Here is a 25,344-nt window from a genome sequence, read left to right as displayed (position 1 = left end):
GCTCCTTATTCCCCGGCCCAGTGGCAGGTTTCCCGAAGCGGTGTAATCGCCTGAGCCAGCCCGTCGATCATAAAAGTCAGCTTACCGGCAGCACCTTCAGTACCCAGATCAACCGTGAATACCTTTGCACCGAAAAGTTGTTTGATCTCATCAATACCAGCTAACCCACGACTGGATTCCAGAAGCATGCCGTTTTCTCGGACAAACCAACGGCTGCGGAATTGCCGGCCATCGACATTCAGTATCACGGGAATATCGTTTTCTTTACGTGCCTGCATCAGCGCTACCTGCATACGAGTAATATTGTCGACGCAACTGAACATCAACACAGGACGCGGCGGCAGGTTGCCAATGGCTGGAGTGGTGATCACCACGACGGGACGTTCCCCTTCCGTCTGCGTGACCAGTAGCGTGGTGGTGTCGCCGGTTCGTTGTTTCTCCTGTTCAACAGCCCGTTGCCATGCTTCACCTGAATAACGAGCTTTAATCAGTGCGCCGTCAAAATCGTTCTCTTGCTCAGGGGTAAGAACATGGTCATAGCAAGTAAGGCGCTCCAGCGCAGCAGCCTCTGTCCGGCAGATGCTCATGGCTTGTAACGTCGCCTGCCCGTCTGGTTCAACGGGTGGCGCATTCCCGGCGAATACCGCGGTTGTTATCAATAGCATGCTGAGCAACCAGCGAATGGCATTATTCATAACGCGCCTTCACTCACCGTGTCTGGCATATCAGCATCTTCGATATCCGCCGTAAACGTACCGTCTTTTACAGATACCTGGATTCGGGCAATGGCCGTATTAGCCGCCATTTTCTGCAATAGCAAAAGCGACAGCGGCGGCAACATTTCACCGTCGATGATCGACTCCAGCATGCGGGCGCCATTCTCGCCACGCGTGACTCGCTGCATGATTTCATCTGTTACTGCCTGCGTTATTTCAACCTCGGCACCAAAACGGGAGCGCAATACGCTATCCAGGCGAGCCAGCTTCGCCGCAATGATGATGGTGATGGTCTCCTTCGATAGCGGCAGCCAGGGGATTACCTCCATACGAGCCAGCAGCGCGGGTTTAAAGAAGTCAGCCAGAACCGGATACAATGCTTCCTGCATGACCTCCGGATCCTCCGCATGTTCAACAATGACCTGATACCCGAGATTAGAGGTGAGGAAAAAAAGAATATTTTTGCAGTCAATCAGACGGCCTTCACCATCCGCCATTTCGCCTTTGTCGAATGCCTGATAAAACAAATTGAGCACATCCGGATGCGCTTTCTCTACTTCATCAAGCAATACCACTGAATACGGTTTCTGCCGAATGGCCTCGGTCAGCACGCCCCCCTCGCCGTAGCCAACATAGCCTGGCGGAGAACCGATTAGTCGAGAAACGGTATGCTTCTCCTGAAATTCCGACATGTTGATAGTGGTAAGATACTGCCGCCCTCCGTAGAGTAAGTCCGCCAGTTGCAGCACGGTTTCGGTTTTTCCTACACCGCTTGGTCCCACCAACAGGAATGCGCCTAGCGGACGTCCTGGTCGGCGCAAATCAGCCCGGGCAGTCAGCAGATGTTTATGGAGGTGGCTAATCGCCAGTGCCTGGCCTTTGATCGTTGCGCCCAACCACTGAGGCAGATCAGTAATCACCGACATTTCGTTTTGCGACAGGCGATTGAGCGGCACACCGGTCCATTCAGCGATCACCGCAGCGATTTGCTTTTTGTCTACATGCGGCGAGACCAGGCGCTGTTCATCATGTAACGCATTAAGTTGTGCGGTAAGCGTCGCCAGCTGTTCGGAAGTAGCGATATTTGACGCGCCTTCTGTATCACTCAACAGCGTCTTGCGTAATGCAATGATTTCCTGCACCAGAGATTGCTGCTGATGCCAGGTATCTTCCAGCATCTGTAACGCCATTCGTGTCGATTCATACTGTTCGTGAATCTTTTCCAGCCGTGATGCATCGGTACGTAATCCGATGCGCATCTCGCGTTCAAGCTGATGAATTTCCGCTTTGAATTGATGACACTCGGTGGTCAGCGCCGAAATTTGCTTCGGTGGTGAAGAGAGGTTAATTGCGACACGGGCGCAGGCCGTATCCAGCACATCAATCGCTTTGTCCGGTAACTGACGACCGGAAAGATAACGTTCACTCAGCGTTGCGGCGGCCTGTAAGGCATCATCATCGATTAGCACACCATGGGATTGTTCATAAACGGACGAAAGACCGCGCAGAATGATGGTTGCCTCCGCTGCGTTCGGTTCGCTCACCTTCACGAGCTGGAAACGGCGCGACAGGGCAGCATCTTTCTCGAAATACTTTTTGTATTCACTCCATGTCGTGGCGGCAATAGTTTTCAGCTCACCGCGAGCCAGCGCCGGTTTCAGCAGATTCGAAACATCCAGGCCGCCCTGCTGATTACCCGCACCAATCAGCGTATGCGCTTCGTCGATAAATAAAATGATGGGTTTGGGTGACTGAATCACCTCCGCCATCAGTCCCTTAAAGCGTTTTTCAAACTCACCTTTCACCGATGCGCCGGCCTGTAATGCCCCTAAGTCCAGAGTCATAATGTCAGTGTTACGCAGTTTATCCGGCACCCTGCCCGCGATGATTCGCAACGCAAGCCCTTCAATTAACGCACTTTTCCCAACACCGGCCTCACCAACCACCACCGGATTATTTTTGCGACGACGGCAGAGAATATCAATCATCAGGTCAATTTCATTATCACGGCACAAAACAGGATCAAGCCTGCCGTGGCGCGCATCGGCAGTCATGTTTTTCGCATAACGGGCAAGCAAGCTGTCATCACCCTGCGTGGTCATCGCAGAAGGATGCTCGTCCTCATTCAGTACAACAGATTCTGCCGACGTCTGTGTCCATTGGCTAAAATCCTGCTGCAGGCGATCGCGGTTAATGGCTGTCAGAAGTCTTGCCGCCTGCGAAGACACATAACGATGTGGAGTGTGCAGAAGCGCCAACAGCAGGACGCCCCCGCGGAGATCCGTCATCTGCATTTCTGCTGAAGCCAGCAACCATGCATCTTTCAGCCATTCGACCAGCAGAGGGGAAAACGCCGGGTAAGCGTCCACCTGTCGAGTGGTGGTATAGTTTTCTACCGTCAGCGCCTGGCGCAGCACATCTATGGCGATATCCGCCTGCTCAGTAATGACACGAAGATCGCTACGCGGAATAGCAAGCATCTGCAGTAATACATGGCTCACGGTAATTTCGCTTGCCTGTTGACTCATACACTCAGCCGCCGCCATCTCCAGCGCCTGTTTGGTGAAAGTATTAAGACGTTTAACCAGCGTCGGCAAATCAATTTGAATCATGGGGTATCCTTACCTGGCGAGAAGCCGGTTTAACTGGTGAAGAATGTCCTGGGTCTGAGCATCAAGGCGTAACAGATAAAAGAGATAAATCAGCACCAGCAGTGTGAGCCCGCCCAGCAGAATGTGTTTAATCGTCATGCGCTTAATTAGCTGATAGCGCCCACCCTGCCTTTTTTGGTCCAGATGCAACAGAGGAAATGGTGCGTCACCACGAAGCGGATACAGAACATGGTGCAAACGGCGGTATATCTGTTCAAATTCATCCTGACTATGCTGCGCGACTTTATAACGACCACGAAAACCGATGGAGAAGCAAAGAAACAGGAATTCCAGTAAATCCTGATAACGTTTTGGTTCGCGCATCAGACGCTCAAGCAGGATGAAGACTTTTTCGCCCCCCCATGCCTCGTTGTGGAAATGCACCAGCAATGACTGCTTTATCCATTCATTTTTGTTCGACCAGCCATTCCCCAATGCCGCCTCATCAATAAACGTACAAAGGATGTAGCGGAACGAGACGATGACACCGGGCTCATACCCCTGTTCCTGGAGAAGCTGTTCCACTGCCTGCACGTCAGTTACGACCTGCGCAAAAAGATGTTCTGGCATAGCATGACTATTCATGGTGGTCAGTCGCATCACCATACCCAGCAGCGGTGTAGCGGCATCAATCATCGTATTCAGACTATTGCCGCGAAGCGCCAGTCGATACTGGCGATGGACACTTTCCTCCGCCATTTCAGGAGAAAAGACGCCGAACAGCTCTGGCGGGTCTTCTGTTAACGGAACGTGATCTCTGTCATGGGAAAAGGCAAACTGCTCACTCATGGTCTTAACCCCTGATCGCCCACAGTTGCATATCCAGATCCGGGAAGGTGCCTGAAATATGCATCGCCAGTGCCCCAGCCTTCACAACGTCCTGCCATGTCGCGGCCCCTTTTTCCAGTTCGAAATAGACGTAGCCATCGTGATACGGTAACTGGCGCGGGGCTGCAGGAAGCGGTCGCAACGGGATCCCCGGGACCTGCACGCTGACCATATTGCGGATTTTGTCGGTCGCCGCGATCTTCGACTGCTGAGTAAACTGAAGAATCAATTGGTTATGTGGCATTCGTGCACGTACCGCCAGTACGAACACCCCAGATTGCAGGAGTTCCGGATCGTTGACCGTCGCCAGGTAAACGCCTTCTGTGAAGATCAGCGGCAGGTTTTGCGCGCGAGGCCGCAGAACAATATTTAGCGCCCGTCGCAATTCAGGGATGACGGTTTTGAATGATTGCGTGAGATCACGATGATCATAAGGCTCAACGGTACAAGGAAGACGACTGGTTTCTGTAAAAGTCATCAGTTCACCCAGTACACGGATTAAATCGAGGTAAAACGCCTGTGGATGCAGGACGTGCAGACTGGCCAAATGCGAAAAGTGCATCTGATAGCGATTAAGCATCTGCAACATCATGAACTCCGCTACATCTGCAATACCACTTTGCTCAGGAGAGCCTATACGTTTTGCCAGATCAGCGGCACGGGTGACGATAAGCCCCTGAACTTCTCCAACAAACCGCTCCAGCGCGGTGCTGACGCGAACAGTCTGGCAAGTTGGAATGAAACTTTCGTCCAGCGCCAGCGCGCCGCCGGATAACCGGCTGCGAATGCGGCATAACGGCAATATCGCCATCGCGCTGAGATCGTCCGCACCACTAACAATTTTTGGCACCAGTTGGCCGAGCGACAGCGGTTGTACGTCTCCTCCATCCGTGTGCAAATCCCGGACGTCGGTCAGGGTAAGTTGGTAGCGCTCGGAGCTTTGTCCTGCGCTACGTAATCCTTTAATTTCATTGATAACATCGCTAATAACCGGCAGCGCGAGATAAATATTATGGCTTTCTGGCGTTGCCAGATCATCAGGCTGAAAAGGCGCTGGCAGCAAATCCTGATCAGGAATACGAAATACTGTCCCGTCTGGCATGCAGCCCGACGCACGGTTAATCATGATCTTACCCTGTGCGAGCAGCTCTTCGTTGATCGACAGTTCGGTAAATCCCCAGGCAAAATTCTCCAGCGCCCCCAACCGCTCACTCAGAATGTAGTCGCTATGGCGCTGCTGTTGCTGAAAATGCTGCGGCAGAGCAAACAGGCCTTCCTGCCAAATCACTCTGTTTTTCATTGTTGCCATGATCAGTCGTCCTCTTTTTTTATCTCAATGCTGTTCTGCCGCACATGAACCAGCAGACGGTAACGATGCCCAGTTCCTTCTACCGATTCTGTTTGTTTCCATTCACTGGTCTGGTCGTCTGAAAAATAAGCAACGACACCGATAAACTGTGTTTTTCCGTCCAGCTTCACTGGTGGTTGGGTTTTGATGGTGTCCGGGAGCAGGGTAAAATCCTGATGTTCGATATAGTTTTTCCCGAGTACATCCGGCAGTGGTGTGGTGGCTATCTGGTCATAATCAGCAGATTGCAGTTTTGAGTCATCGCTCAGATAGACCAGTTGAACATCAATGGGGGCAGGTTCTCCGTCACTATTGATATTGGTATCCTGCTCGGTAAGCAGAGTGACTGTAATTTCCGAAGGTTGTTCCGCCAGCGTGCCCACCTGAACGTCAGGATCACTGATAACCTGGCCAATTTTTTTCGCCGTTTCGCAGCCGGTTAACATGACCATCAGCAGGAGGCTGATCAGAAGCATCTTCAACATCATGCATCCAGCTCCCGCTGTTTCTCACGCAGCACCCGGTCATACACCTGGGCATACACTTCGTTAAACAGCATGGCGAAGCCCTGCTGGCGATCGGATGCCAGCTCTTCGTAATAGTGGCTGTACATCCGCCAGGCACCAGCGTCATCCAGTTCGCGCCGCAATTCATGGCTACGACGATACTGCACAAACCGACGCATCAGGCTCTGTGGTGAGAAGGCATCGAGCATTACACGCAACGCTTCGGTAATGGCGGCGCGGTTGGCTTCTTCATGATGGCGGACATTGCGCAGGCTCTCGCGAATAGCCGCAGGCGCCGCCAGATGCACCGGGCTTTTCCCCTCGGCAAACATCACTTCCAACGCTGTGGCGTAATCAAGGTTCAGGCGCAATGGGTTATCTTCCAGCGGGCGCAAATGTTTGTCCGACAGGCTGTTCTGGCTGTGCTGGAGATCGAGCAGTCCTTGAATGGCGGCCTGAAGCGCGCGTCCTGACTCTTCAAGAAAGGCATCTGCGTCCTGAGTGTTTTGCACACTAAGCGAACTTCCTAAGCCGCGCAGCAACGGTGTTACGGCAAGATGTTTATGCGCCATGTCTGCCAGCGATGTCTCGTCATCCTGCGGTTCGGCGTACACTGGCGGCAGATCCATAAACGGGTTGTCTATTCCCCCGTTCGCTTTTAGATCGGATAATGGCACTGTGCGTTGTTGCAAAGAAGCCGCAGAAAACTGTGTCAGGCTCTCGGTCTGCAGCACCTGAAGTGGGTCAGCCGAAAAACCGTTGACCACGGTGGGTGTCAGTTGATGACGGTGCTGCATGCCCGGATATTCAGGTTGGCCATCCGTGGATATCAGCGCCTCTGCCAGACTATCGCGACGGGTAACAATGCTTTCGGGCGTCGCCATCTGCTCGTCATAGCTGATGCGTTTTCCTTCATGCAGAAAGACCTTCAGCGCCAGCGCGCCAAGGCTGATTTCATCCCCCTGACACAGGCGTACCAGTCCGGCGTCGGTGGTTACAGGGGCCAGATTGATCATTAATCCCGGCATCAGGCTACGTAAACAGAATGCACCATCATGCTGGACAATCGTGCAGGCGCGGCCAGCAATAGAACCTGCCCGGTCCTGTACCGCCCAGTGGCACTCCCCGGCATGGCCAATATCTCCCCCGTCTGCGGAGAAAAGGCATTTCGCGGCACGACCACTTTCCAGTTCGTTGCCATTCATCACCTGCAACGTCAGTGACACATTGTTATGTTGTTGTTTTTCTTCTACCACGGACTGCTCCATAAAATTATTCCCTGATGTGGAGGGTTACGGAAGGCGGCACCTTCGGCTGACCAATGAAACTGGTTCTTCCCAGACAGGTGCTGGACTTGTCCCCGAGCCGCATTCCTTTTGCCTGATCGGGTGCCAGACACAGCTGTAAGTCCCAGGCAAACTGGTCGCGCAATAAGAAAGAGATGAACATTTTCAGCGCCTGATGATTTTCACCATCCGGCAAAAATGACAGATAACGCGTCATTGACAGGTCACCAATCTGCAGCAGGAATTTACCGCTACGATCCGGCACCCGCGCGCCGAGCGTAAAATTGACACCCAACACCGACTTGCCCTGAATATGCCCTGCAGTTTTCTTTTTTGGTGTGCGCTCACCAAGCCGGTTCTGTTCAGATGGCGTAATTGCAACCCAGCGCAATTGCCAGCTTTTGATAGCAACCACCGGGAGATCGAAACAGTGTGAGACGAGATTACAAATCACCTCGGGTGCGCGCCCCGGCGTTGCCAGTACACCGGCGTAGGCCAGCATTTTGCTGTGATTGATAGCAAGCCTGTCGCGAATGCTCTGACTCCCCAACCCCACAAGGGCATACATCCGCTGCGAAAAATGATCCGAGCCCCCATTGCGAAAACAGATGTAATAGCGGTACTTACGCCAGGCGTGGTACGCAAATTGCGTCCAACGGTGGCTGAATAGATCAAGAAAGTCTTTTAATCCTTCTTCATTCTGAGCGGACTCCAGCGCCATCCGGTCCAGGTAGTACCCCGGTAACGGCGACTGGCTACCGGATAAGCCGAGAAATCTTGTGGTCAGAGAAAACTGCCCGTTATCGTTGCGTTCAAGCGTGCTTAAATCGCTACCAGGAAAGGAAATACTGGCGTCAGATTTGAAAAGCACGACCTCCTTTCCTGGCTCGGTACGCAGTGAGGGCTCACATCCGGAATCACCATGGCGTCGATACAGCGACTCCAGCAGCATGTAAAAATTCATGCTGCGCACGTCTGCCGGTAGCGCTTCCTGCTTCGCTACATCAGGGCGTGTTGGCCGCTGCTTTGCCATTCCCATGCCTCCTGACTTTCCGTGTTAATAATTTTCAGACAGTGGAACGAGTTGATGCTGGCATACAGAGAGAAAAACGCTGACAACACAGCTCCCAGCAAGTACACCTCCCCCTCGCAAACAAACGGCGCGGGGTTAATCCATAGTGTCGTGGCTAGCCCTCTGACGGGAACGCCCTTGAACAACCTGTCCACTGGCCAGGTTTCCATCTTCTCAATGGCATCAAGCTTTTGCCGGGAAAGCCTGGCCTGCTGTGGGTGGTGGACGCCAGGGAGATCGAAGGTGCGAAGAATTTGTACCAGCACGTCCCGATCCAGTAGGGAGAGGTAGTTCAGATTCATGCTGGAAATAAGCGACCAGTGCATATCTCCGTCCGTGACGGGGTACAACGGTCGCGTTGGGCGAGTGACGTTACTGAAAGAAGCAACAGCTGGATTTTTGCCAATAGCAACGCAAATGTCGCCGGTATGTAGCTCTGCAGGTAACATCTGATTGGTACAAACCAATGATGCAGTGACGATTTCTCCTTTCAACCGGGAAATCCCCGGTTCGCTGCCATCGGCATGGACAAAAGCAATCGTGTGGTCAAGACCTTGATGGAACAGGGAGGTTTTTGTCCGATGATGCCAGTACACCACCTCGCGCTGGCGGCTGTATTCAATCTGGTGATTGAAACTTTCAAATTCAGGCCAGGTTCTGGTTTTATTGCCCCGTCCTGAAGGCCGGTCTGAATCCTGAAGATTGCTGGATACCGATTCCACCTGGAAAATATCGTAAGCATCCGGATGCTTATGGCTGGCACGCAGTGGGTACTGCGTCACGCTACCATCGGGTCTGACGGGTTCTGCGTGATGGACAAACAAGTTGACGGCAGGCGTACAATAAAGCCGCAATGAATTCCGGCGCAGCTTACTATCAACAGGCAGAGGCTGGTTAAAGCGCAGGCGCAACGTGAAGGCATTGACCGGAAAATCCTCCGGTAACGGAGCTCCTCCCCTTAGATGAAAGAAAAAGAAACTCTCCGGATAACAAAAATATTCCTGGAGGACCCGATAACCATTGTGGACGTTTTTCGGCCACGGCAGCAACGCATCGCCACGTTCAAACCCTGCAGCCTCCAGCCATAAATCAGGTAACGGGATCTTACATTCTCCGGCAATGAGTTCGGCATCGATCAGGCGTTCACTGAACCACAAATACAGTTGATGGCGGGTATAGTCGTCTTCATTTCCCAGCCAGAAAGTGAGCTTGTTGAGATCCAGCGAGCGAGGAACAATACCTGCAGCTGCGACAAAATCGATATCAATGATGCCTTCTTTGAGAGTGCTACTGTTACACACATCCTTGATTTGCACAGGCTGCAACCAGACATCCCGCGCCAGAGTGAAATGGCAAACGGGAGGCAAAGCATCTTCGCTCTCAGCCAACGCCCCTTTTCCAGGTGATAGCGAACCATGTGCAGTTCGTGATCTGATCAATTCATTACGGCAAACCTGAACTGGTGCATTGAGTCGATTTTTGGGGTGGTATTCAATCACCGTCATGGCAGGCACCGGACGGAGATAATTAGGCCAGAGCATCCGGATAATACCGTGCGTAAACTCCGGAAATTCATCTTCCAGCTTTTGCCGTAGCCCACCAGAAAGGAAGGCAAACGCCTCCATCAAACGTTCTACATCAGGATCCCCTGCCTTTTCAGACAGGAAACGGGCCAGATGTGGCTTTTCCTCCGTCAGCAGCTTGCCTAATTGACGAAGATAATCCAGCTCTTCCCGATAGTAACGCTCCTCAAAAGCCATGATATTTACTCCACCTGAAAGTGCTGATGGCTATCCAGCAAAATGTCAAACTCCAGGACATCAACTGCATCTTCAAAATCCACCTGAGCCATAATGTGAAAACGTAACTCCAGTGGGGAGTAGCCATCCGATATGGCGGCAGTCACAACAGCATCCGCGATACGGGGCTCATACCGCAGGATGCAATCGTGCAGCCCTCGCCCGATTTCATGGCGAAAATCGCGGGAAACGAGAGCTTCATCGTTTAAATCAGCAATCCCCAACTCAGGGGAGCCACAGCAACTGCCGGAACGGGTATTGAGGATGTTTTGCAGGTTTTGCATGATGGAACGCAGCAACACCATTTTTGGTTTCCGACGAGGCGACAACGTAGCCGCGTCGCTGATACGTTCAAATAAGCTTCCCCCAATGCCCCGCTCCATCACAATGGTTACTCCCTGTCCAGACGCCCAACCAGAGACAGGTCGAAGCTGGCCCCCATGTACTTGAAGTGTGGTCGAACGGAAAGTGCAACCTGATACCAGCCCGGTTCACCTTCAACGTCCAGCACCTCAATCTTCGCCTGACGTAGTGGTTTACGGCTGCGGACTTCTGCCGGTGGGTTTTCCTGATCGGCGACATACTGACGGATCCACGCATTCAGCTCTCGTTCGAGATCGCCACGCTCTTTCCATGAGCCAATTTGTTCGCGTTGCAACACTTTGATGTAATGCGCCAGGCGGCTAATGATGAAGAGATAGGGTAGTTGCGTCCCCAATTTGTAGTTGGTTTCAGCTTCTTTTCCTTCTGGCGTGTTCGGGAAGACCTTGGGCTTTTGTACAGAGTTGGCAGAAAAGAAAGCGGCGTTATCACTGCCTTTACGCATGGTGAGTGTGATGAAACCTTCTTCAGCCAGTTCGAACTCACGGCGATCAGTGATCAACACTTCCGTTGGAATTTTCGCCTGTAACTGCCCCATGGCTTCATAAAGATGCACGGGCAGATCCTTAACCGCTCCGCCATTTTGTGGGCCAACGATATTTGGACACCAGCGGTATTTAGCAAAGCTCTCCGCCATATTTGAGGCCAACAGAAATGCGGTGTTACCCCAGAGATAATCTTCGTGATTGCGGCTGACATCTTCACGATAGTTAAAACTTTTTACTGGGTTTTCACCTGGCGCATAGGGCTGGCGCAGCAGAAAACGAGGTGCGGTAAGGCCAAGGTAGCGAGAATCTTCAGCTTCGCGAAGCGCACGCCATTTACTGTAAGCCGGGCCTTCAAAAATAGCGCCGGGATCTTTTATCGCCGGCAATTCAGCCCAGGTATCCAGACCGAAAAATTCAGCTGAGACCGATGACAGGAAAGGGGCATGCGCCATCGCGCTGACTGTGCTGATATATTTCAGCAATTTCATATCCGCAGCGGTGTTTTTAAACGCATAGTTACCAATAATTGCCGCGACCGGCTCTCCACCAAACTGGCCGTAGCCGCTGGAGTAAACATGCTTATAAAACCCGGACTGGGTAATTTCAGGCGCAAATTCGAAGTCGTCGAGCAGTTCCTCTTGAGTTGCATGTACGACATAAATTTTGATGTTTTCTCGCGTGTCTGCTCGCTCCACCAGAACTTTCAGCGAACGCAAAAATGATTCCAGTTCCTGAAATTCGGGGGAATGAACGATGAGATCCATCTGCCGTCCCATACGCTCGTCAATGTCGGCAATCATGGCATTTACAGCGAGAATATCGATTGGTTCTGCTTCGTTGTCGCTTTGTAGCAGCGCTGAAATAAAGGCAGTAACACCATGGCGCGCAATATCGTAACTTTCGGAATCTGGTTGAAACCGGGTTTGCGACATAATTTCATCCAGCAGGGATGGTGTAGCCGCAGGTGTAGCGCTGACCGGAGCAAGTTCTTCCTGTTGAGACATACTGAAATCCTTGTACAAAGTTATTTCTGACTGGCGAGACCCAGCTCCTGAATCAGCTGCTCGCGGGTTTCTTCGTTATCCAACAGCGCCTGAAGCTGGGCGCGGAAAGACGGGATATTGCCCATTGGCCCTTTCAGCGCGGCCAGCGCCTCACGCAATTCCAGCAGTTTTTTCAGTTCCGGCACCTGAGCGGCAATGTTGTCTGGCGAAAGATCGGCAATGGATTTCACCTTGAGATTGATATCCATCCGCGCACCGGAGGTTTCGTTGAGCACCGACGGCGTGGTGAAATCACGGCGGATATCTGATTCGGCGATGACGGCATCGAAATTGTTTTTGTTGATGGAAACGGGCTGGCGTTCGTCCAGTGGAGTATCGTCCGCTTTACCTTTCAGATTTCCCGTCACCAGCAAATTAAGCGGCAGTTCCACTTCTGCTGTCTGGCCATCCGTTTTGGGGACGTAGCGGATATTAATTCGTTCTTTCGGGGCGATACTGCCTTGTTTATTGGTACTCATTGATATATTCCATCGGGTTAAGTGAATGTATCCCATTCAGACTATTTAAAGAAACCCCTCTCACCATACAAGCAATGAATATCACCTCAATGATAATAAAAAAAGAATGCAGGGTTGTCTTTAATGCGTATGATATGCAGAGAAAAACGATTTTATAAAATCCACTTCCGTACTTTTGATAAGCACGATATGCTCAGGAATCCTTAACAGCTTGATAAGCATATAGATAAAACAGGATGACCAGTAATACCGTTCGTTACTTGCCCGCTAAAACAAAATATATTTTAAAACAGCATGGTTACGCATCTATATATTTACCTCAACAATGATAAAAAATCAAAACACAACGAACCAAAATGATTAACTCATTTTTCATCCAGTACATGAATGAATACTTAATAAAACTAAAGCACATCCGTTTTCATACATCTATACCGATGGATTAATAAATTTTTCGTGTGAACATATAGATATCCTGGTCACCAGGAATTGACGAAGACAACTATATATCTATACGCATCCATTATGAAAAGGAGTTAATCATGCCAACACCCTGTTATATATCGATTAAAGGCCAGACGCAGGGGCTAATCACCGATCGGGCGTTTACAGCAGAATCCGTGGGCAATATCTACGTTCAGGGACATGAAGATGAAATGCTGGTGCAGGAATTTCAGCATAACGTTACGGTACCAACCGATCCGCAGTCTGGTCAGCCCAGCGGCCAACGCGCGCATAAGCCGTTCATTTTTACTGTCGCACTGAATAAAGCCGTACCACTGCTGTACAACGCACTGGCATCCGGTGAAATGCTGCCGACCACCGAATTGCACTGGTATCGCACTTCCATTGAAGGTAAACAGGAGCACTTCTTCACTACACGCCTGACGGACTCCACTATTGTGGATATCAACTGCCATATGCCGCACTGTCAGGACGACACGAAACGTGAGTTTACTCAGTTGATTCAGGTATCTCTGGCTTACCGTAAAATCGAGTGGGAACACGTTTCCGCAGGGACATCTGGAGCCGACGACTGGCGTGCGCCACTGGAGGCATAAAACAAAACTACAGCATTCTGCCTGGGGTGGAATGCTGTTCTTTATATTTAGTGGGAACCAAATTCCAAATCAACGCACTGTAACGTTTAAATACCGGGAGATGGCGGATGCCGGACACTCCGGCGGTAGCATGCCTGCGGATCAACAAGTCGTCCTCCCTTTGCTTCGAGGTAATAATGTCACGCTTTATTAATCAGCGAATGAATGGAGTTGTTGACTATGAATGGTCCAGATTGCTGGGGCGAGTGAAGAACGCCAATTTTGATTTCAAAGCATTAGCTGATGCATTGGACTGTCAGAAAAATTTTTATGGCGTAGGCATCATATACAATGATGGTTCGCTCTCATATCTTGTCCGTAGCCCAAAAAAAACGCCCACATCAGAGAGAAGCCAGGTTACGCATGTCATTGTCACAAAGGTAATTCTGGCTACCCGTGACAGCGCTGCTAACAGTGTTAAGGAGGCTGTTTCAGCACCTTCTTTATGGAGTGAAGGTTTTGCAACGGGATTATCCTGCGGAGCATTAATTTTAACCGTAGCTGCGGCTGGTTTAGCTGCAGGTACAGTGCCACTAACCGGGGGTATTAGTACACCTCTGGCAATACTGACTGCGGCAGGAACAACTGCGACAGCACTTCAGTGCTTTAATGGAATATGGCGATTGTGGGACATCAGTAGCAATGATGCAAAAACTGTCAATTGGGTAGATTCTCAGGATTGGTATATAGCAACAACTACAGCTCTCGATATAATTTCTCTTTCAGCCGCTGCTGGTGCAATGAAAGAAATTATAGCAACATATCGGTTCATGAAGTCATCATCCTCCATAAAAGTTCGCGAATGGCTTATGAATTTTTCTCGTTCAGAACGTGTTCGCCTTACAGAAAATATTATAAAGCGATTAAATCCCGGCGTTTCTAAAAAAGTGATTAAGGCAATGATTAAGGCCGGGAAATACCCAAGACGTTATCCATCAGAAGCTTTTCATAAAACGTTACAACAGCAATTAGTAAACACCATCACTAGCGCAATGGCATTTTCTGGAAGTGCTATTAGCGGAGTAATTCGTTACCCTTCGAGCATCCCAAAATCTGGGGAATACGTATATGGGTTATTACAATCGATAGATGTGGTGTATTAAATGAAAATATTACAGCCACTAATTGGCAAACGATTCATTACACTTCTTACAGATGGAAGGATCGCAGATAAAACCATAAAACTCGGTCAAATTGAGTTGCTGGACAAATGCTCGCCAGAACCAGCAGGATACTTGACCTGCCCGCTAAATGTACAATCTATCCCTAAGGAAGGTGCGAACAAGTTCCTGATATGAGATCATCATATTCATCCGGAGCGCATCCCAGAGGGACATCATGAGCCATCAACTCACCTTCGCCGATAGTGAATTCAGCACTAAGCGCCGTCAGACCCGAAAAGAGATTTTCCTCTCCCGCATGGAGCAGATTCTGCCATGGCAAAACATGGTGGAAGTCATCGAGCCGTTTTATCCCAAGGCGGGCAATGGCCGACGGCCCTATCCGCTGGAGACCATGCTGCGTATTCACTGCATGCAGCATTGGTACAACCTGAGCGACGGTGCCATGGAAGATGCCCTGTACGAAATCGCCTCCATGCGCCTGTTTGCCCGATTATCCCTGGATAGCGCCCTGCCGGATCGCACCACCATCATGAATTTCCGCCACCTGCTCGAGCAGCATCAACTGGCCCGTCAATTGTTCAAGACCATCAATCGCTGGCTGGCCGAAGCAGGCGTCATGATGACCCAAGGCACTTTGGTGGATGCCACCATCATTGAGGCACCCAGCTCTACCAAGAACAAAGAGCAGCAACGCGATCCGGAGATGCATCAGACCAAGAAAGGCAATCAGTGGCACTTTGGCATGAAGGCCCACATTGGTGTCGATGCCAAGAGTGGCCTGACCCACAGCCTAGTCACCACCGCGGCCAACGAGCATGACCTCAATCAGCTGGGTAATCTGCTTCATGGAGAGGAGCAATTTGTCTCAGCCGATGCCGGCTACCAAGGAGCGCCACAGCGCGAGGAGCTGGCCGAGGTGGATGTGGACTGGCTGATCGCCGAGCGTCCCGGCAAGGTAAAAACCTTGAAGCAGCATCCGCGCAAGAACAAAACGGCCATCAACATCGAATACATGAAAGCCAGCATCCGTGCCAGGGTGGAGCACCCGTTTCGCATCATCAAGCGGCAGTTCGGCTTCGTGAAAGCCAGATACAAAGGGCTGCTGAAAAACGATAACCAACTGGCGATGTTATTCACCCTGGCCAACCTGTTTCGGGTGGACCAAATGATACGTCAGTGGGAGAGATCTCAGTAAAAACCGGAAATAACGCCAGAAATGGTGGAAAAAATAGCCTAAATAGGCTGATTCGATGTGTTTGCGGGAAAAAAATCGGCCCAGATCCGCGAAATTTTAATCAGCGAGTCAGCTTGGGAAGAAATGACCTGCTTATTCGCACCTTCCCTAATCCAATCGCTCTCGGCATAATATGCCTCATGCTGGGAGGCGTGTATACCATTGGAATACAACTCATTCTTTTTACTTTTAAAACTTCAATGCTTCAAAATGTCGCCATCACTTTCATTTCTTTGTTAATAATAGCCATTATGTTAGGTCCAGCACCATGGTGCATTGGCCGGGGAAATATATGGGGATTGTATATTTTTCTTATTTTATATCTCATTGATATTGTGATCGTTTTAACATACGTGCTGTTTTTCATATTAAACTTTTCCTTACACAATCTCTCTTTACAAGAAATCACCACTTCTATTTTGTTAATAACATTAATATGGCTCTGTAAAAAAACATTAAATAGCAACCTTTTTATTAATTTCGTTTCGTATTGCAGAATACGACGCCTGTCCCTGGAAGTTTGCACCATCAAGAGAAAAATAAAGCACTAACTTAATTTAAAAGCAATAACAATAACCTCCGCCTACCATTTATCACACTAAAATACAGGAGATTACAATGCTCGGACAAGGATTACGCTTTACGCTTAATATTAATGGCCTGTTGGAAACCACAACTGCAGTGGTGAACTTTACTCTTTATCAAAGTCATTCAACTCCTTTCACATTAGAAGTAGAAATAGCCAGTTCGCTTTTTAACTTAACGGCAGAAAACTTTCTCGAAAAGAAAGCCTGTTTGACCATATGGCAAGGTGATATACCATTGCGCGAAGTGAGTGGTATTGTAACCAGCGTTTTACTCGGTGAAAATAATAACTGGCAAATGCGCTATCATGTGACAATACACCCACCATTATGGCGCGCAGGTTTGCGGTATAATTTCCGTATTTTCCAACAGCAAGATATTCAAACCATCTCTGATATTCTGCTCCAGGAAAATGATATAACCGAATGGTCGCCTCAATTCAATGAAGAACACCCTCCAAGAGAATTTTGCGTACAGTATGGAGAAAGTGATCTGGAATTCCTGACGCGTCTCTGGTCAGAGGAAGGGATTTTTTTCTTTGAACAACCGAGCAATGAGGAGGCGGAACAACATCTGGTGTTATGTGACTATGTAGCGGGATTACCAGTATCAGGCACATTGAAATTTAACCCAAATGAATCCACAGATACGACACCTGCTAGCGTGAGTGAATTCCGCTATCGCGCATTAATACGCCCTGCAATGGTGACAACTCAAGATTTCACTTTCAAGCGGCCGGGCTGGCCTGCTAATTACAGTCATCAGGGTGAGTTTCTCAATGGTCAACATCCGCAATATGAAATATTCGACTACCCCGGTCGTTTCAAAGATGAACAACATGGTGAAGATTTTGTTCGCTACCAGACTGAGGGATGGCGTAATGATAGTGAAACAGCAAATTGCATTAGTAATTCGCCAACGTTGTGGCCAGGTAGCCGATTTACACTTGCCGGACATCCGTTTGCCACATTAAATCGACAATGGCAAGTAGTGAGTAGCACACTCTCTGGAGATCAGCCACAGGCGCTGCACGGCAATCAGGGGACTGGTACAACCCTCAGCAACGAGTGTGAAGTCATACCCGCAGACAGAACATGGCGATCGAGATCACCATCCAAACCCAGAGTTGATGGCCCACAAAGTGCCATCGTAACTGGCCCTACCGGCGAAGAAATTTTCTGTGATGAGCACGGGCGCGTCCGCGTCAAATTCCATTGGGACAGATATAACCCTAAAACAGAGGAAAGCTCCTGCTGGGTACGAGTCTCGCAGGCGTGGGCGGGTTCAGGTTTCGGCAATCTCGCCATTCCACGCATTGGTCAGGAAGTCATTGTGGATTTTCTTAACGGCGACCCGGACCAACCTATCATCATGGGTCGTACCTACCATCAGGATAACCGCTCGCCTGGTAGCCTGCCTGGCACCAAAACACAGATGACTATCCGCTCAAAAACTTACCAAGGTGAAGGCTTCAACGAACTACGTTTTGAGGATGCCACCGGAAAAGAACAACTCTATATGCACGCCCAAAAAGACATGCAAACCGAGGTGCTGCATGACCGAACGACGACAGTGGACCACGACCATACCGAAACGGTGAAGAACAACCAGACGGTCACGGTGGGCGTCGGTCAGACAGTCAATGTGGGTGGCAAAAATGAAGGCGGGCATGATCAAAAAGTTACTGTAGCCCATGACCAGACAATCACAGTGCAGAATAAGCAGACACTGAATGTCACGCAAGATCGCGAGAAGAATATCGGTGGTGATCAGACTATTACGGTCATTGGTAAAGATACTGAAACCGTAACAAAAGATCAGAGCATCACTGTTAAGGAGAATTTCACACTTGATGTCGCTCATATCACCACCATCAAATCCGGCGACAAAATTGAACTGAAATGCGGAGCCAGCTCCATCACTCTGGAAAGCAGTGGGAAAATTACTATTTCCGGACAGAACTTCAATTTTACTGCCGGTGGCCCCGTGCACCTCAACGGCAAAGATGTATTTATCAACTGAGGCGTGAAGGATGGAATTTAGAAATCTGACGCCTTTTTCAGTAATGGAATATGCGATGGACGATAAACATAATGAGCGCCATCGCGTTGTTGTCATGAAAACCGGTTATCAGTTGAAGCAAGACGAGAGTGGCCAGTGGCAAGCGAAGCTGATGGAAAACCCGCCATTACCACTCTGTGTTGAGGATAAGTTTTCCGGAGAAATGAACGTTTCTTCTGTGTTGCGTGAAAGTGACCTCGCCCCCCTAAAGCCTGCCTGTGACATCATCATTAACGGAACAGCTTACACACCGGATGGCATTGCTGTGTCAGAAATGACAGCGGCAATACTGATGCGTTCACCTTCTGGCGAAGTAATACTGGACAAAAAATTACGGGTGACGGGGAAACGCTTTTACCAGCGCCAGCCCCTTACTGGACAATGGTATGAAACTGAGCCGGAGCCATTCACATCCCTACCGCTGGATTACCGCTACGCTTTTGGCGGCGAATGCCGTATGGAAGCTGACAGCGAATATGCAAACCGCATTCCTGAAGAATACCGTCTCACCGAAGAGCAACGTCGGAAACACCCAGACCGGGAAAACCCGCCTCTGGCGCACATAACCTGCCCAGTGAACCCACTGGGGCTGGGCTATATGCAGTCGTGGTATCTGCAAACTTGTGGTGTTTCACAAGTCGAAGCCCCCCGCATCATTGCAGTGGCTAGTCCGTTCACCCTCAGGCAGTTTGCAGCCTGCCTTGACGGAAAAGCCGACTGGTTTACCCCTGAATTTCAACCGGCAGGTTTTGGCGCAGTTGGTCGCTCCTGGTGGCCACGTTTACTGCTGGCGGGAACCTATGATCAAGAGTGGCTGGAAATACAACACCCTGATCTACCAGATGATTTTGATTTCGGTTACTGGAACTGTGCGCCGCAGGACCAGCAAATCCCGTTTTTGCAACCGGGGACAGAGATTGCGCTGACAGGATTTCACCCGGACGGCGACATCAGCTTTCTGCTGCCTCCTCATCAGGCCCGGGTATTACTGCGGATGAATACCGGTGAACTTATTCCGCAACTGATGTGGACGGATACCCTGCACATTGACACTGACACACGCATGGTGTCACTGACGTGGCGCTATCTGCTGCCGGTCAGCGCAGATGTCCGGGTGATGGAAGCCCGCTACAGCACAGGGAAGATGCCATCATGGCGATAAATTACATCGCGCGTCAGGACACTAACTGGCTGGTTATTTCCGTCACGCCTGATGTGTGTAAAACCCCCATCGGTCCCTCGACCCCCCCCGTTCCCTATCCGGTAACCGCCAGCCTGGGCGATGCCGTGCAGGTCGTGCCTGAGGTAAAAGCGAACGGCAAACCGCTTCTGGTGCTGGCGCAGAGTTTTGTCCCTTACACCAGAGGCGATGAACCGGGGGTGGCGAAGGGCATCAAAAGCGGGACCGTGGGTGATATCTGCGAGCCACTGGCGCACAGCAGTACAGTCTACGCTGGTGGAAAGGCGATTTTGCGTCACGGAGACGCGTTCTGGATGAATGCCAGAAATACGACCGGCGTGATTGTCGGTCAGCCGCCGGCAGCCGGCGTTCCCGCTGCAGGTGCAGACCCGGCAGTGGAGCCTGATACACCGGAAGAACAGGGGTTTATGGATTCGCTTTTTCAGGCATATGAACGTGAAGCCGAATCCCGGCGTCAGACGGCACAGGCGATGGCTGACACGGCAGAAGCGATAAAAGAATCCGTCCGTGATTTCTTTACCGACCATTCTGCTGATGGTGTCATAAACAGCCAGGCGACGGGTGCGATGCTCAGTGCGGCCAGTTACTACAGCATGACCCCGGAAACAGCCCGGAACATCGCAGAACAGGTCGGGGGTGAGGCGGCAGAAACCTTTAATGCCATGGATACGCCGGAGAACCGTGCCCTGATGACCGCAGCACAGGGCATCATTGCCGCTGTCGCATTACGCTCTGCCGGCGGGATGGATATGGACGGCGCCAGAATAAAGGGGAGAGTGAAGGCAAAAGGAGGAGAAGGGGAATTCTCACCCGGCGAGCTGTGTACTCACGCAGGCGAACCTGTGGATGTCGCACGCGGTGATTTCCTGCAGCACTTCAGCGTTCTTTCCCTTCCCGGCTCCCTGCCACTGACGCTTTCCCGCTTTTACCGCTCACAGGCTCAGGGCGGCGGGATATTCGGTGCAAAATGGACCGATGAATGGTCCGTCACCCTGACGACCCGTGACAACAACCTTCACTTCACCGACCATGAAGGCGTGGTGCTGTACTACCCCGTTCCTCAGGATGGCAGGTTCCGCGAAGTCATCAATTCCCGGCAGGCGTATTACCGGCTGTCCGGGGATATACGCGGTGAACTGACGCTCCTGGACCGCCGGACTCAGCGGACGCAGGTGTTTTCTCCGGCCGGTGAAGGCGTCTGGCTGCTCTCTGCTGTCCGTGACCGTTACGGTAACCGGATTGATTTTCTCCGTACGGATGCCCTGCTCACAGAGGTCCGCCACAGTGACGGTTACACGCTCACTCTTGACTGGCAGCAACAGCACCTGATGAGCATTGACCTGGTCACGCCGGAGCCTCAGCGTCTCGTGACCTGTGGTTATGACGCTAATGGTTTTCTGGCGGAATGCGACACCTTCCAGTTCACGCATCTGTGGCATGAATACTCGCCGGAAGGATTTATGACCCGCTGGCGGGATACGGACAAAACCTGCGTGGATATCGGTTATGACGCGCAGGGCCGGGCCGTCAGTACCCGGTCAACGGAAGGCTATTACGACGACCGCTTTATCTATAACGATGAAGAAAAATGCACCACCTATCTGGATGCGGAGGGCGGTGAAACCCGCTACTGGTACAACGAAGACGGCCTCGTCACCCGGAGCCTCGACCCGCAGGGCCGGGAAGAAATGACGGTCTGGGACAACACACAACTGCAGTCCCGCACCGACCCTGCCGGGCGTACCACGGAATATCACTACACCGAAGACGGCGATATCCACCATCTCTCCCTGCCGGGTGGATACAGTCTGTATTACGACTATAACGATGACGGGCAGCTCACCCGGCTGACCACGCCGGACCGGCAGGTCTGGCAGTGGGATTATGACGACCACGGCAGCATGGTCAGCCTGACCGACCCGCAGGGCCGGGTGCAGCAGTTCAGCTACAATGCGCAGGGGGATTTACTCAGGCAGGTACTGCCGGGTGGCGCCACCTGGCAGTGGAATTACGATGCACTGCACCGGGTACGGGAGACGGTCGCGCCGGACGGCGGTGTGACACAGACTGAACAGGATATCCTGGGCCGTCTGCTGAGTGTAAAAGACCCGCTGGGCTTCACCACACAATTCCGTCACAGTAAAAAACACGCCGGTCGGCAGGGCAGTGTGGAAGAAATAAACCGTCCGGACGGTGTGCGTGAACTGCTGCTGCAGAACAGCGAAAAGCTGCCGGAAAGCGTCACCGACGGGGAAGGCAAAACCACCCGTTACGAATACGGCGCCTTTGACCTGCTGACGGCGGTCATCCGCCCGGACGGTGAACGGCTCGAATGCCGTTACGATAAACTCACCCGGCTGACTGACATCATCAATGCCGCAGGTGAACGCTACCGTCTGGAATACGACAAGGCCGGGCAGCCTGTCGCGGAAACTGACTTTACCGGGCGCACACTGACTTACGCATACGACGCCGCAGGCCGCTGTATCCGCACCACCTTCCCGGACGGCACGCACCTGAACCGCCGTTATAACGTGACCGACCAGGTGACGGATGAAAGTGTCACCCGGGGCGACAGCGACCGTGTCCTGAGTGCCACCACTTTCCGCTATGACACGCTGTGCCGTCTGGTGGAGGCGAAAAACGACGATGCGACAGTCAAATATGAATATGACGATGCCGGCAGGGTTGTGGCTGAGACCATCAACGGCAGACGTACGGAATATCAGTACGACCCCGCCCTGGATACGGTCTCACTACGCACCACCGGCGGTATCACAGAATGCTTCACCCGCAGTCAGATGGGGTATCTGACGGCCTGGCAGATAGCTGACCATGCGCCGCTGATGTTTGAGCATGACCTGCGCGGTCAGGAAACATCCCGCAGCAGCAGTGCCGGATTTTACCAGACGCTGGATTACACACCAGCGGGAATGCCGGCACGGCAGAAAGCCGGAGGCCATCAGGCCGGGTCGGTTGAGCGTAACAAAAGCCTGACGCGGCAGTGGCTGTATGACAGGGCGTACAACCTGACGATGATATCGGACTCACTGCGCGGGACGATGTTCAACAGCATCACGGAAAACGACCAGATAAGCCACACCACCTGGACGGGCAGCGGCAACACATCAGTGTGCGAGGAGCGTTTTACTTACGACAAAAACCTCAACATTGTCCGCCGCCTGACCCGGGTGAATGATGTACTGGAAAATGAAACCCACCAGCAGCTACAGCATGGACGGGTGACATCCCGGGGGCATAAAGCCTGGCGGCACACAACCTCCCGCATAAACCCGGAGACCGGGAAACCGGAGCAGGGAAAATTTGTCCGGGTGGTGAACGCGCACAATATCACCTGGAAATACGATGTTAACGGCAGACTGGTACAGAAGCTGGTCGATAAAGGCGGTTACCGTCCGCTGGAATGGCGCTACCGGTGGGATGCGCGAAGTCAGCTGACGGGGCTGGAGACCCCCGACGGCGAACGCTGGGAATATAAATATGACCCGTCCGGCAGACGTATCAGCAAGCGGTGTACCAGCCACGACAAACCCGGTATGGACTTCCACTGGAACGGTGACCAGTTAACGGAAGAAATCCCGGTTAACCAGGACGGTACACCAGATTATGAAAACGCCATTCGCTGGATATACGAGCCAGGGAGTTTTACGCCGGTTGCGCGCTATGAGAAAGGACAACTGCATTATGCCGTAACGGATACGGTCGGCAGGATACAGGAGCTGCTGACGGAAGACGGCACCATAGTCTGGCGCGGTGAGCAGCAGCTCTGGGGCCGGGAGGAAAGCATCAGTAAGGAAGATGCGCCCTCCTGCCGGTTACGGTTTCCGGGGCAGTATGAGGATGAGGAATCGGGACTGTACTATAACCGGTTCCGGTACTATGATTGCGAAACAGGGCAGTATATCAGTGCGGACCCGATAGGGCTAAATGGAGGAATAAATCTCTATAGTTACGTGCCTAATCCGCTGGGGTGGATAGATCCTCTTGGATTAACTGGTTGGCAAATAGATGGCGATAAGACTACAGCTATTTTGCAAGGTGGTCCTTTTAAAGAGAAATATTATAAAGATGGAAGAACAGGTTTGTGGTGGTCTAAAGATACAACGGGTCACGGTGGCTCTGCCTACAAAGTCTATGAAGAAAAGTCTACTCACTTAGAGTGGATCGCAGATGCTGATAAAAATGGTAATTACATGCCAAACAAGCATAAGGGCAACACTGGGAAAAGTATTCCTAAGAAAGCCTGCAAAGGCATATCTGTCAAATTTTAAGGTCGGCCATGATTAATTCATCAAAAGAGTTTATTGAATTAAGGAATAGTGATTTCCCTGCTGAATGCAACAGAGCAAAAATAGAGGGAGCTCCCATCGAAGTATGGTTTGAGCTCATTGAGAAGTATCCGGATATGAGGGTCTGGGTAGCACGTAATAAAGCTATCCCCAGAGAAATAATAGTTTACCTTTCCAAGGACAGTGATCCTATTGTTCGACATGCAATTTGTTCCAAATATCCTCTTGATATGGATATATACTTATTATTCTCAAAAGACCCAGACGAAGGCATTAGATCAAGGTTAACATTTAATAAAAAATTGCCTCTCGCAATCTTGAAAGAAATGTCAGAAAACGACCCCAGTGAATTCGTACGTTCTCAAGCTATAGATAAATATAAACAGCGTGTATCTTGAGTTAATAAAAGCCGGGTAAGTGTTTACCCATACCGATGCGCTAGGGCGCACCACGACCTATGACTATAACGACGAGGGCGATATCAGTCACATCGCCCTGCCAGGCGGTGCTGACTGGCGGTTTAGCCATGACGCCCTACATCAGGTGCGGGAGACCACCGCGCTGGATATGCTGGGCCATCTGCTGGGCGTGAAAGACCCCCTTCGGGTTCACTTTCGCTACAGTCAGCATCACGCTGGACCCAGGGCTGCGTGGAAGAAATCAGCCACCCCGACGGTGAACGTTACCGCCTGGAATATGACCTGGCGGGACAGCTTGTTGCTGAAACGGACTTTACCGGACGCAGGCTGACTTACGTTTACGATGCAGCCGGGCGCCGTATCCGTCCTTCCCGGACGGCACGCACCTGAACCGCCGGTACACTGTCACCGACCAGCTAACCGACGAAACCGTTACACAGGGCGACACCCCCCCGTATCCTGAGCACCACCACCTCTCGCCATGACGCACTGTGCCGCATGGTGGAAACCCGTGATGCTGATGCGACGGTGAAGTCCTGGAAAGCGAGACGCACCAGCAACTGCAGCAGGGCCGGGTGGTATCATGGACACATGAGGGCTGGCGGCACACGACCCGCCGTATCAGCCCGAAGGCTGGCAAAACGGAGGACGTGAAATTTTTCAAGATGGTGAATGCGCACACTGTCACTTGAAAATATGACGTTAACGGCAGG

At 51.3% G+C, this 25,344-nt stretch carries 19 protein-coding genes; 8 read left to right on the top strand and 11 right to left on the bottom strand.

Annotated features, from left to right (window positions below):
- Positions 1-5: 5 nt before the first annotated feature.
- From vasI to tssB, 11 genes are all read right to left on the bottom strand, one after another.
- The gene (gene vasI, locus QMG90_RS03500; protein WP_346733131.1) at positions 6-695 is read right to left on the bottom strand and encodes a type VI secretion system-associated protein VasI; all 690 of its coding nucleotides are present in this window, start codon (positions 693-695) and stop codon (positions 6-8) included.
- Positions 692-3,328 (bottom strand): type VI secretion system ATPase TssH, encoded by a 2,637-nt coding sequence (gene tssH / locus QMG90_RS03495; RefSeq protein WP_283282740.1) that lies wholly within the window; start codon positions 3,326-3,328, stop codon positions 692-694. Before tssH ends, vasI begins: the two co-directional genes overlap by 4 nt.
- A 9-nt stretch (positions 3,329-3,337) precedes the next feature.
- Entirely contained in the window at positions 3,338-4,066 is a 729-nt protein-coding gene (gene icmH / locus QMG90_RS03490) for a type IVB secretion system protein IcmH/DotU (protein ID WP_283283879.1), read from the bottom strand.
- A gap of 94 nt (positions 4,067-4,160) precedes the next feature.
- Complete coding sequence (tssK, locus tag QMG90_RS03485) at positions 4,161-5,504, bottom strand: type VI secretion system baseplate subunit TssK (RefSeq protein ID WP_283282738.1); 1,344 nt, start codon at positions 5,502-5,504, stop codon at positions 4,161-4,163.
- A gap of 2 nt (positions 5,505-5,506) precedes the next feature.
- Positions 5,507-6,031, bottom strand: coding sequence for a type VI secretion system lipoprotein TssJ (gene tssJ, locus QMG90_RS03480; RefSeq protein WP_283282736.1), 525 nt, complete (start codon positions 6,029-6,031; stop codon positions 5,507-5,509).
- The gene (gene tagH / locus QMG90_RS03475) at positions 6,028-7,305 is read right to left on the bottom strand and encodes a type VI secretion system-associated FHA domain protein TagH (protein ID WP_430381685.1); all 1,278 of its coding nucleotides are present in this window, start codon (positions 7,303-7,305) and stop codon (positions 6,028-6,030) included. The genes tssJ and tagH overlap by 4 nt, the downstream gene beginning before the upstream one ends.
- A gap of 16 nt (positions 7,306-7,321) precedes the next feature.
- Positions 7,322-8,368, bottom strand: a complete 1,047-nt coding sequence (gene tssG, locus QMG90_RS03470) for a type VI secretion system baseplate subunit TssG (protein ID WP_283282734.1) — start codon at positions 8,366-8,368, stop codon at positions 7,322-7,324.
- Complete coding sequence (tssF, locus tag QMG90_RS03465; protein ID WP_283282733.1) at positions 8,335-10,167, bottom strand: type VI secretion system baseplate subunit TssF; 1,833 nt, start codon at positions 10,165-10,167, stop codon at positions 8,335-8,337. The genes tssG and tssF overlap by 34 nt, the downstream gene beginning before the upstream one ends.
- Positions 10,168-10,172: 5 nt before the next feature.
- Entirely contained in the window at positions 10,173-10,589 is a 417-nt protein-coding gene (tssE, locus tag QMG90_RS03460; RefSeq protein ID WP_283283878.1) for a type VI secretion system baseplate subunit TssE, read from the bottom strand.
- Between the two features lie 8 nt (positions 10,590-10,597).
- Positions 10,598-12,079, bottom strand: coding sequence for a type VI secretion system contractile sheath large subunit (gene tssC / locus QMG90_RS03455; RefSeq protein WP_283282732.1), 1,482 nt, complete (start codon positions 12,077-12,079; stop codon positions 10,598-10,600).
- Between the two features lie 20 nt (positions 12,080-12,099).
- Complete coding sequence (gene tssB, locus QMG90_RS03450) at positions 12,100-12,597, bottom strand: type VI secretion system contractile sheath small subunit (RefSeq protein ID WP_283282731.1); 498 nt, start codon at positions 12,595-12,597, stop codon at positions 12,100-12,102.
- A gap of 542 nt (positions 12,598-13,139) precedes the next feature.
- Here tssB and QMG90_RS03445 point away from each other — a divergent pair.
- The 8 genes from QMG90_RS03445 to QMG90_RS22505 all read left to right on the top strand — a co-directional run bounded on the left by QMG90_RS03445 (position 13,140) and on the right by QMG90_RS22505 (position 24,962).
- A complete protein-coding gene (locus tag QMG90_RS03445) occupies positions 13,140-13,658 on the top strand; it encodes an Hcp family type VI secretion system effector (RefSeq protein WP_283282730.1) in 519 nt (172 codons plus the stop codon).
- A 176-nt stretch (positions 13,659-13,834) separates the two neighbouring features.
- A complete protein-coding gene (gene ssp4 / locus QMG90_RS03440) occupies positions 13,835-14,800 on the top strand; it encodes an Ssp4 family T6SS effector (RefSeq protein ID WP_283282729.1) in 966 nt (321 codons plus the stop codon).
- Between the two features lie 235 nt (positions 14,801-15,035).
- Positions 15,036-16,016: an IS5-like element ISKpn26 family transposase gene (locus QMG90_RS03435; protein WP_000019473.1), complete on the top strand. Its 981-nt coding sequence runs from the start codon at positions 15,036-15,038 to the stop codon at positions 16,014-16,016.
- Between the two features lie 657 nt (positions 16,017-16,673).
- Complete coding sequence (locus QMG90_RS03430) at positions 16,674-18,662, top strand: type VI secretion system Vgr family protein (protein WP_283282728.1); 1,989 nt, start codon at positions 16,674-16,676, stop codon at positions 18,660-18,662.
- Positions 18,663-18,672: 10 nt separating this feature from the next.
- Positions 18,673-19,863 (top strand): DUF2169 family type VI secretion system accessory protein, encoded by a 1,191-nt coding sequence (locus tag QMG90_RS03425; protein ID WP_283282727.1) that lies wholly within the window; start codon positions 18,673-18,675, stop codon positions 19,861-19,863.
- Positions 19,854-24,194: a PAAR-like domain-containing protein gene (locus QMG90_RS03420; protein ID WP_283282726.1), complete on the top strand. Its 4,341-nt coding sequence runs from the start codon at positions 19,854-19,856 to the stop codon at positions 24,192-24,194. Before QMG90_RS03425 ends, QMG90_RS03420 begins: the two co-directional genes overlap by 10 nt.
- 8 nt (positions 24,195-24,202) lie before the next feature.
- Positions 24,203-24,610, top strand: coding sequence for a hypothetical protein (locus tag QMG90_RS03415; RefSeq protein WP_283282725.1), 408 nt, complete (start codon positions 24,203-24,205; stop codon positions 24,608-24,610).
- 19 nt (positions 24,611-24,629) lie between these two features.
- Positions 24,630-24,962, top strand: coding sequence for a hypothetical protein (locus tag QMG90_RS22505; protein WP_283282724.1), 333 nt, complete (start codon positions 24,630-24,632; stop codon positions 24,960-24,962).
- Positions 24,963-25,344: the final 382 nt, after the last annotated feature.

Origin of the sequence: Trabulsiella odontotermitis (genome assembly GCF_030053895.1) — a bacterium.
Taxonomy (GTDB): domain Bacteria; phylum Pseudomonadota; class Gammaproteobacteria; order Enterobacterales; family Enterobacteriaceae; genus Trabulsiella; species Trabulsiella odontotermitis_C.
Note: the sequence above shows the minus strand (reverse complement) of the source record. Positions and strands in the feature narration are given on the sequence as shown.

Coding starts and splice junctions, on each gene's coding strand:
- tssF (WP_283282733.1), bottom strand. CDS start 10,167: ATGGCTTTTGAGGAGCGTTACTATCGGGAAGAGCTGGATTATCTTCGT.
- QMG90_RS03435 (WP_000019473.1), top strand. CDS start 15,036: ATGAGCCATCAACTCACCTTCGCCGATAGTGAATTCAGCACTAAGCGC.
- tssE (WP_283283878.1), bottom strand. CDS start 10,589: ATGGAGCGGGGCATTGGGGGAAGCTTATTTGAACGTATCAGCGACGCG.
- QMG90_RS03425 (WP_283282727.1), top strand. CDS start 18,673: ATGGAATTTAGAAATCTGACGCCTTTTTCAGTAATGGAATATGCGATG.
- QMG90_RS03445 (WP_283282730.1), top strand. CDS start 13,140: ATGCCAACACCCTGTTATATATCGATTAAAGGCCAGACGCAGGGGCTA.
- tssH (WP_283282740.1), bottom strand. CDS start 3,328: ATGATTCAAATTGATTTGCCGACGCTGGTTAAACGTCTTAATACTTTC.
- ssp4 (WP_283282729.1), top strand. CDS start 13,835: ATGTCACGCTTTATTAATCAGCGAATGAATGGAGTTGTTGACTATGAA.
- tssJ (WP_283282736.1), bottom strand. CDS start 6,031: ATGATGTTGAAGATGCTTCTGATCAGCCTCCTGCTGATGGTCATGTTA.
- QMG90_RS03420 (WP_283282726.1), top strand. CDS start 19,854: ATGGCGATAAATTACATCGCGCGTCAGGACACTAACTGGCTGGTTATT.
- tssG (WP_283282734.1), bottom strand. CDS start 8,368: ATGGCAAAGCAGCGGCCAACACGCCCTGATGTAGCGAAGCAGGAAGCG.
- tssB (WP_283282731.1), bottom strand. CDS start 12,597: ATGAGTACCAATAAACAAGGCAGTATCGCCCCGAAAGAACGAATTAAT.
- icmH (WP_283283879.1), bottom strand. CDS start 4,066: ATGGCGGAGGAAAGTGTCCATCGCCAGTATCGACTGGCGCTTCGCGGC.
- QMG90_RS03415 (WP_283282725.1), top strand. CDS start 24,203: ATGATTAATTCATCAAAAGAGTTTATTGAATTAAGGAATAGTGATTTC.
- vasI (WP_346733131.1), bottom strand. CDS start 695: ATGAATAATGCCATTCGCTGGTTGCTCAGCATGCTATTGATAACAACC.
- tssC (WP_283282732.1), bottom strand. CDS start 12,079: ATGTCTCAACAGGAAGAACTTGCTCCGGTCAGCGCTACACCTGCGGCT.
- tssK (WP_283282738.1), bottom strand. CDS start 5,504: ATGGCAACAATGAAAAACAGAGTGATTTGGCAGGAAGGCCTGTTTGCT.
- QMG90_RS03430 (WP_283282728.1), top strand. CDS start 16,674: ATGCTCGGACAAGGATTACGCTTTACGCTTAATATTAATGGCCTGTTG.